Source organism: Bacillus sp. 16GRE42 (assembly GCF_019837435.1).
Classification (GTDB): Bacteria; Bacillota; Bacilli; order Bacillales; family Bacillaceae_G; genus Bacillus_A; species Bacillus_A wiedmannii.
This window is the reverse complement of sequence record NZ_JADAXF010000016.1, coordinates 1-7,646: the sequence shown is the minus strand read 5'-3', so window position 1 is coordinate 7,646 and position 7,646 is coordinate 1. Positions and strand designations below refer to the sequence as shown.

The following is a 7,646-nucleotide window of genomic DNA, read 5'->3' as shown; positions in this document are numbered from 1 at the left end:
CAAAAAGATAAAAAATCGAGCGAAGCGACAACCGTTTTAGGACGAGAAAATGAAATTAAGTTTGAAGTTTAAGGGAAATGTAACAATTTATTAGTATAAGAATATTTTTTAACCCTTATGGTAATGTAAAATCCATATAGTTGAAATTATTGTTCTTTGAAAGTTTTTGTAGGTTTTATTATAGAAACTAATTATGGTTAAAGAAAAATAGGATATTAATCCTAGAGTAGAGTTGGGTATTTTAGTCTATTTATTGATTATGTGACTTAGATGTTTATAAAAAAAACCCACATGTTATAATTAATTGTGTCGAGCAATTAATTAGAGATGGGGGTTTTTTGTGTACATATTAAATTTATATAGAAATCATAACATAAAATGTTCTTCTTCTCTAGTTGGAAATCTTATAAAAAGAGGAGAGGGATTATGACAAAGTTTGTTAATTTAGAACAAGCTGAGAAAAATGCAAGATTAAGAGATATTGAGAATTCGAAGATTTTGTCAGAAGAAGAGATGCAATTAGCAAATGAACTTCAAGTGAAGGCTAGTTCCAGAGGGATGAAATTAGTTCCTGAACGTAAAATAAGAAATAAAGCAAAGTTTGTTCAGATCATTCAACAAAACATTCAATATTTATTTGAGATCGATTATTTAACAAATGCTGAGAAGGTATTTTTACTTGATATTTCTATGTGTGTAGGTTTTTTAAGTAACTGTTTAGTAAGTGATATTAATTCTAAAGAACAGATCCCATTAACTCAGAGAGAATTAGCAAAAAAAATTGGGAGACATGAAACGAAGGTTAGTCCATTAGTTAGAAAATTGATTGATAAAGGAATTATAGCTCGTTCTGAAAGTGGTGTTGATGATAATAATGTTAGGGCATATGCTTTGTTTATAAATCCTCATGTTATGTTTTCAGGGAATAGAGACGAGGTTAATCCAACACTTAAAGCCATGTTTAAAAAGGTTCCTAAACAACTTAAAAATTTACCTATTAAATTATTTTGAGTCTACTTTAATTAGTAGACTTTTTTTGTTAATTTCGTACTTACCAAAAACGGTAAGTTTACTTACCAAAAACGGTAAGTACGAAAAATCTTGAAACCCTTGGTATTACTGGGTATTTTCTACTTTGATATGTTTGTCCCTTCTTACTCTATATAGAAATGGCTAAAAGTTCCGCAAGGAACGGGTCGTATTTTCTTTCGCTTTGCTACAAAAAATCTCCACCCTTTTCGCTTTGCTACATCCTTGCGGAACTTTTTTCGGCTCGAGTTTGGATATCACCAAGCCGATACATCCAAAAGCAACTATTTGGGATCATCGGCTTGAATTGCTATTATACGAGCCGAACCGCTAGTGCTTTCGCTTAATAATTTCACTTACCATATTGATAAATACGTAATACGTGGGGGTTCGTCCCCACACGACGAACCAACCTCAACCCCAAAAGCAAAGGAAATCCCCTTTTAAACCTGTTTATTTTTCTTTTTAAGCGTTTGTTTTTGTTTTTACGACAAATAGTATTGTTTTAGATTTATATTCTTTAAAAGTGATTCTGAAGCGCCTGAATAGTATTTTGTATTTTGGTATTATTTGTTTCTAGATTACAGCTTTATATTTAATTAATGTTAATTGTTTTTTTAGTATTTTAAAGTAATGTTTGATTGCAATTTATTAAAAATATCATGTCGTTAGTGAGTACTCATATGGAGACATCAAAGGGACTTTGTGTACTCACTGAGTCTACATCTAGAGACATAATGGGGACATTTGGTAGGTTTTATGTCGTCAGTGAGTGGACATCCTGGGAATTTCCGTGTACCCACGTTTAAGCTAGGCTCCGCCTAGTCCCAACCCCTAGTTGGGCCCAAAAACCCCTTATGCTCTTCTCTCTTTTTTGATTCGGAATTTCCAATTTTCTAAAATGACTTATCTTTTAGGTGAAATTTACTATGTTAAAAAACAAAAGAATGATTTTAGTTTTAACTTATTGTAAGGTTATTAGAAAACTTTTTGTAGCGCGGCTAAGATCTTTGTTAAATGAAGTGTGAATTAGAAATATGAAAAAATCCGTTATTTTTATATGACAGGAGGATATAAACCTTAGTAAAATGAATTAGTAGAAACCTAGGTTTAATACCTAGGTTTCAAGGTTGGTTTTTTTGAAAATAACCATTGATATTAAAAATATCAAGGTTTTTATCTAGGTTTTAAAGGTGGGTAAAAAGATGGATAAAAGTGAATACCTAGGTGGAGAAAACCCAGGTTATATAGCGATGACTGTTAAAGAAGTTGCATTATGTTTAGATGAATCACCAAATGTTATAAGGAATTGGATGAAAGAATTAAAGACATATATTCCTTTAGAGAAGAATGAATCAGGTTACAATATTTTTGATAAAAAAGCTCTTGAGCAAATGAAGATAGTTAAGCAATTACATCGAGAACAGAATTATTCAATGAAACAAATTGAACATTATTTTGCTACAGGTGGAGAGAGTATAAAGCCTGTTCCTAGTAAAGAAGCGGGAGAGATTTTAGCTGAGGAATTAAAATTATTAAAAAATGAAGTTAATATACTTAGAGAATATAGTGAGAAACAAGAAGAATTTAATAAATTGTTAATTGAACAATTACAAAAGCAACAAGATTATATTGATAATAAGTTAGAAAAACGGGATCAGAAGTTACTTGAAACAATTCGTGAAGTACAAGAAACAAAATCATTAACAGCATCCATGGAATCAAAAGGATTTTTTGCGAGGTTATTTGGAAAATAATTATTATAAGATTTACAAATTGAGTCCTGGCGTTTATGCCGCGAAAGTTCCTTGACGATGAGGGGAACCCTCATGCAAACTCGCCAGAGGTGGCCCCAGAAGGGCGGTTTTTGCCCGCTGGGGTTGGCTTTGGGAGTTTGAGGGTTCGGAGGCTCGTAGTCAAGGGAACCGTGGAATAAATAGCGAGGACGGACCCCAGGACAGGGCAAAATCCAATGTCTTCGCCAAGATTCGTGGTTCTACTGTTAGAAAAAGGCGAATAGGAATATAGCATACATACAATAAGGGAATGCAGTATAGATCAGTCTACAAGCATTCCCTTGCTATTTTTATTATTATTTTATAAAAAAAGATCTGTTAATTAATTAACAGATCTTTTTTTTATTTTATTTATTATTTTCTATATTTTTTTTCTTGTTCATAGATACCAGCAGCCATTCCAGCTTGGAATAAAATGAATGCTCCATGAACTACTAATGGTACTATGCCACCGTTTGTTGTTTGAAGCTCTTCTTCTGTTAAATTTACTGTATTTTTGATTTCAATGTTTTTCATTTCGATAGTTTTCATTATTTATTCCTCATCTCTTGTTGTTATTTATATTATTTTTTATATGCTTGTTCGCCAATCCATTTTCCAGCGTCATAGCCCGCTTTTACAATTTTTGCACCGGCAACGACAGTTCCAGCCCAACCGCCTAAAGTTGCAGGAATTTGCCAGATTCCTCCACCATTCATTTGCATTTCTTTTTCATTAAGTTCTGTAAACTTATTTGTATTTAGTTTCATAATTATGTACCTCCTAGTTGAATATTAAATATCGGCATTGTTATATACCGATATTTAATTAATATTCTAATATGAAAATAGCATTATTAAATATGCAATATTGCATATTTCCTTTTTTTTTATTATTTTAATATACTTCTATATATATAATTAAGTATATTTCAATATTATTTTTGAGAAAGTAGGATATAAATTGGTAAAAAAATTCACGTGTATTAAACAACATGATTTAAAGGATTGTGGGCCAGCTTGTCTTGCTATGATAGCTAAAAGTCATGGTCTTTCTATATCAATTTCTAAAATTCGTGAGGTGGTTGGTACTGATTTAGAAGGGACTAATGTTCAAGGTCTATTAGTTGGAGGAGAGAAATTAGGTTTTGAAGTAAAAGGTATAAAAGCTACAGATTATACGGCGTTAAAGGAAATTCCTTTACCAGCTATTGCTCATGTTGTAATGGATGGAGGATTATTACATTATGTAGTAATTCATAAAGTTAAAAAGGATAAAATATATGTTGCTGATCCTGGGAAAGGTTTAGTTACATATGGTATAGAGGATTTTTGTAAAATATGGACGGGTATTTTGATTTTAATGAGTCCTAAGGTCGATTTTAAAAAAGGTAATGTTTCTCAAAGTACTTTTTCTCGTTTTTTTGAGTTATTAAAATTACAAAAAAATTTATTATTACCTTTATTTTTAGCATCTATATTCTTTAATATATTTGGTTTTGCTGGAGCTTTTTATTTTAAATTTTTGATTGATGATATTGTATCTAATCAATTAATACAAACGTTACATATTGTATCTATTGGGATTGTTATACTTTATGTTTTTAAAGTGTTACTTTCTTATTTTCGAACACATTTAATTTTATATTTTAGTAGAAGAATAGATATTCAATTAATGTTGGGATATTACCGTCATGTTGTTGGTTTACCTATGAATTTTTTTGAAACTAGAAAAGTAGGCGAAATAATCTCTAGATTTATGGATGCTAGTAAAATTAGGGATGCATTGTCTAGTATTACAGTTACGTTAATGATTGATACATTGATGGTAATGTTAGGGGCTATTTTACTTTATGTACATAGTTCTACTTTATTTGGTGTTACGCTTTTGTTAATTCCATTTTATATAGCTACTATTTTGTTATTTCATAAGCCTTATGAAAATATTAATAGAGAAGAAATGGAAAGTAATGCGAAGTTAACTTCTTATTTAGTAGAGTCTTTAAATGGTATTGCTACTGTTAAATCGTATAATGCAGAAAGAGAAGTTTTCTTTCAAGTTGAAAATCGGTTTATTAATCTTATGAGACATGTTTTTAAAAGAGGTATGTTAGCTAATTTACAGGGTTCTTTTAAAATGGGACTTGAATTAATTGGTGGAACAATCATTCTTTGGGTTGGTGCCTTGCAGGTATTAAAAGGGAATATGACTATAGGTGAATTAATTACATACAATGCATTACTAGTTTATTTTTTAAATCCAATTGAAAATATTATTGGTATTCAGCCAACTATGCAATCAGCATTGATTGCTGCAGAACGGTTAAATGATATTTTTGATTTAGAAATAGAAAAGTCAGAGGTTGAGGAAAGAAAAGTATCTCCAAAATATTTAACAGGTCAAATAGAATTTAAAGATGTAACTTTTAGATATGGAATGAGGAATAATGTTTTAAATAATATTAGTTTTTCAATTAATTCTGGAGACCAAGTAGCATTTGTTGGAGAAAGTGGTTCTGGAAAAACAACAATTTCAAAATTATTGATGAATTATTATGAAGTGGAAAAAGGAAATATATTTTATGATGATTATCATATTAAAGAGATTAATAAAAGTGCTTTACGTGAGAAAATTGCGTATGTATCCCAAGAATCTTTCTTTTTTAGTGGTTCAATATATGAGAATTTAACTTTTGGTTTAGATAGGATAGTAACATTAGAAGACATCATTAATGTTTGTAAAAAAGCTTGTGTTCATGATTTTATTTCAGAATTACCGTTAAGATATGAAACTTTATTAGAAGAAAATGCTTCTAATTTATCTGGTGGGCAAAGACAGCGTTTAGCAATTGCACGTGCATTATTAAAAGAACCGAATATTTTAATACTAGATGAAGCAACAAGTAATTTAGATTCAACTACTGAAAAACAAATTACAGATATGTTGAAAGAATTAAGAGAGCAAGGAATAACAGTAATTATGATCGCTCATCGTTTAAGTACAATTCAGCATGCTAATAAGATTTTGGTAATGAAAAAAGGAAAGATTATAGAAGAAGGATCTCATGAAGAGTTGCTATATCAAAAGGAAGAATATTATAGACTTTGGAAAAATCAAACAGTTCATGCTGAACAAATAAAATTAGAATCTCATGGTATGTGAGGAGATTATTATGTATAAAATACATTCATTCGAACAATTGACAGATAGTGCGGAACTTTTAGATAGAAAACCACCATTTTTTATAACTTGGTTATTAGGATTTTTAGGGTTTTGCTTAGTTGCGGTGTGTTTATGGGGATATTTAGGGAAAGTTGATATTGTAAGTAAAGGGACTGCTATTGTTCAAGGCGCGCAAGATGTATCTTTAATTAGAACGCCATTAAATGGGATTGTGGAAGAATTAAAAGTAAAATCAGGAGACGGAATAAAAAAAGGAGATATAATTCTTCATTTGAAAAATGAAGAATTAATCGATAAGAAAAAACAATTAGATCTTATGATTAATCATATTGAAAATCAAAAGAAGATGTTATTGCAATTGAAGTTAAGTATTGAAAAAGGAGTAAGTTCTTTTTCAGAGGATGTTGATAACAAATTTTTAGAAGAATATAAGGGTTATGAAAATGGTTATAAATTATTAAAGAAAGAAAAAGAATCTGAGATTAGAATATTGGAACAAAATAAGGTTTCAAATGAAACAGATGACACTTTACAAGGATTATTTGCAGAACAAGAAAAAATAGAACAAGAAATTAAGATGTTAGAACAAAATAATAGTGAGAAGTTATTAGGAATTTCAGAGGAAGAATTTAATCATAGATTAAATTTATTAAAATCTCAAAAAAGTAATATTGGTAAACGTATAGAGCAAAGAAAATTTATATTAGATAGTGAAAATAAAAATTTACTTATTGAGAAAAAAAATAAAGAAGAACAAAAAACAATTACTTTAGAGAAGTATAAGCAAGATAATATTGTAACAATTAATCAACGTTTAGAAAAAATAGAAGAAGATTTATTTTTAAAGAAACAGGAGAAAGATTCTTTACATAATAATGAGGGTAATATGATAATTCGTTCTTCTAAGGATGGTGTTGTTCAGTTATCTTCACCTTTACAACAAGGCGATTTATTAGAGGGTGGCCAAGAAATTGTTTCTATTGTTCCAAATGAATCTGATAAAAAAATTAAGATCTTATTGTTAGCTGATAGTAGAAAAAATATAAAAGTAGGAGATAAGGTTAATTATTCCTTTAATGTAGATAGTAAGAATAAGTTAGTTGGAGTGGTAAAGTATATATCAGCGCAACCAATATTTAATAAAGATATGAAATCTTATGTGTATGAGGTTGAAGCAACTGTTAATGTAGATAAGTTAGATTATTTAAATGTAGGTGTAGTAGGTGAGGCTTCTATAGTTATCGGTGAAGAACCGGTTTGGAAATTTATCTTAAAAAAATTAGATTTTCTTTCGTGAAATGGAATATAAGTAAAAAAGAAATTAATCCTTTAACAAAGGATTAATTTCTTTTTTACTATTACTTAAATATATTTTAGTGTTATTAAAAATGATCCTAAATCATATCCTACTTTCATTATTGCAATGGCTGAAATTATAGTTAATGGATACTTCACAAATGGATTTTTTAATATTTTTTTTACTTTTTTCATGTTGTTGTCCTCCGCTGTATTAATAATCTTACTTTAATATTATCATGAATATAGATATAATGATTTATTTTTTGCTAGATATAAAATGTATCAAGTATGTTATCTTTTTCTTCTTTATTGATACCAATATATTTTAAAGTGATTTGTGGTGTACTGTGATTTAATATC

Annotated in this window: 7 protein-coding genes and 1 pseudogene; 4 read left to right on the top strand and 4 right to left on the bottom strand. The window is 29.2% G+C overall.

Features of this window, described 5'->3' with window-relative positions:
* The first annotated feature begins 426 nt into the window (after positions 1-426).
* Positions 427-1,011, top strand: coding sequence for a MarR family transcriptional regulator (locus ILS93_RS28250; protein ID WP_222661731.1), 585 nt, complete (start codon positions 427-429; stop codon positions 1,009-1,011).
* 1,223 nt (positions 1,012-2,234) lie between these two features.
* The gene (locus ILS93_RS28245) at positions 2,235-2,786 is read left to right on the top strand and encodes a MerR family transcriptional regulator (RefSeq protein WP_222661730.1); all 552 of its coding nucleotides are present in this window, start codon (positions 2,235-2,237) and stop codon (positions 2,784-2,786) included.
* A 393-nt stretch (positions 2,787-3,179) separates the two neighbouring features.
* On the opposite strand, the gene ILS93_RS28240 is transcribed toward ILS93_RS28245, so the two are convergent.
* A complete protein-coding gene (locus ILS93_RS28240) occupies positions 3,180-3,356 on the bottom strand; it encodes a class IIb bacteriocin, lactobin A/cerein 7B family (protein WP_222661729.1) in 177 nt (58 codons plus the stop codon).
* Positions 3,357-3,388: 32 nt separating this feature from the next.
* The gene (locus ILS93_RS28235) at positions 3,389-3,574 is read right to left on the bottom strand and encodes a hypothetical protein (RefSeq protein ID WP_222661728.1); all 186 of its coding nucleotides are present in this window, start codon (positions 3,572-3,574) and stop codon (positions 3,389-3,391) included.
* Positions 3,575-3,767: 193 nt separating this feature from the next.
* Here ILS93_RS28235 and ILS93_RS28230 point away from each other — a divergent pair, with 193 nt between their 5' ends.
* Positions 3,768-5,966, top strand: a complete 2,199-nt coding sequence (locus tag ILS93_RS28230; RefSeq protein ID WP_222661727.1) for a peptidase domain-containing ABC transporter — start codon at positions 3,768-3,770, stop codon at positions 5,964-5,966.
* 37 nt (positions 5,967-6,003) lie between these two features.
* The gene (locus ILS93_RS28225) at positions 6,004-7,284 is read left to right on the top strand and encodes an HlyD family efflux transporter periplasmic adaptor subunit (protein ID WP_315971471.1); all 1,281 of its coding nucleotides are present in this window, start codon (positions 6,004-6,006) and stop codon (positions 7,282-7,284) included.
* A gap of 65 nt (positions 7,285-7,349) precedes the next feature.
* On the opposite strand, the gene ILS93_RS28885 is transcribed toward ILS93_RS28225, so the two are convergent.
* Both ILS93_RS28885 and ILS93_RS28220 read right to left on the bottom strand, forming a co-directional pair.
* Positions 7,350-7,478 (bottom strand): hypothetical protein, encoded by a 129-nt coding sequence (locus ILS93_RS28885; RefSeq protein WP_261784342.1) that lies wholly within the window; start codon positions 7,476-7,478, stop codon positions 7,350-7,352.
* Between the two features lie 74 nt (positions 7,479-7,552).
* Positions 7,553-7,646, bottom strand: a pseudogene (locus ILS93_RS28220) (tyrosine-type recombinase/integrase); the annotation flags it as partial.